Source organism: Mycobacterium sp. pV006 (genome assembly GCF_041287115.1).
GTDB lineage: Bacteria > Actinomycetota > Actinomycetes > Mycobacteriales > Mycobacteriaceae > Mycobacterium.
This window is the reverse complement of the sequence record NZ_JBGGKT010000053.1, coordinates 1-1,074: the sequence shown is the minus strand read 5'-3', so window position 1 is coordinate 1,074 and position 1,074 is coordinate 1. Positions and strand designations below refer to the sequence as shown.

Annotated in this window: 1 protein-coding gene; it reads left to right on the top strand. The window is 63.3% G+C overall.

The annotated features are described in order from the left end of the window. Nucleotides 1-107: 107 nt before the first annotated feature. The coding region (locus tag ACAG25_RS24750; protein WP_064917836.1) for an IS481 family transposase at nucleotides 108-1,074 on the top strand (967 nt) is incomplete at its 3' end.

The window sequence follows — 1,074 nt, the reverse complement described above, 5'->3', positions numbered from 1 at the left end:
TGTAACTCCCAGACAGGTTGTGAACGGCGTGGTGAGCGGAAGTAGGTGAGGACCTCCGGTATCGGTGTGGTTACCAAACACGCACATCCGATTACCGAGAGGTCCTCATGGTCCACGCTAATGCTTCGTTGACTCCTCGTGGGCGGTTGCGGCTTGCGCAGGCGGTTGTTGATCAGGGCTGGAGTTTGCGGCGCGCGGCTGAGCGGTTCCAATGTTCGGTGGCCACAGCCAAGAAATGGGCCGACCGTTATCGCGACGGTGGCGAAGCAGCGATGGTAGACCGGCCCAGCCGGCCGCATCGCAGTCCGTTGCGGTTGCCGAAACGACGTGAGCGGCGCATCGTCAACCTGCGCTTCACCCGGCGCTGGGGCCCACATCGCATCGCCGCTTACCTGCACCTGCCACGCTCGACCGTTGAGGCGGTGCTGCGCCGCTACCGGATGCCATTGCTGCGGCACCTGGACCAAAACACCGGGTTACCGGTACGCCGGCCCAAACCCCGCCGCTATGAGCACCCGGCTCCCGGCGACTTGGTCCATGTCGACGTCAAGAAACTGGGCCGCATCCCCGACGGGGGCGGCCATCGCAAGCTGGGTCGCCAAGCCGGCCGGCGCAACCGCTGCGGCATGGGATACACGTTCTTGCACCACGCCGTTGATGACCACTCCCGGCTGGCCTACTCCGAGGACCTCACCGACGAACGCAAAGAAACCGCCGCGGGATTCTGGAAACGCGCCAACGCGTTCTTCGCCGACCACGGCATCACCGTCAAACGAGTGTTGACCGACAATGGATCCTGTTACCGGTCAAAGAATTTCGCTGAAGCGCTCGGCCCCGACATCACCCACAAGAGGACCCGGCCCTACCGGCCACAGACCAACGGCAAAGTCGAGCGATTCAACCGCACCCTGACCACCGAATGGGCCTATGCGCAGACCTACCGCTCTGAGGCCGAACGCGCCGGAACCTACCAGCACTGGCTGCATCACTACAATCACCACCGACCCCACACCGGCATCGGCGGAATGACACCAATCGAGCGCCTACGCGTTCACAACCTACCCGTGAAGAACA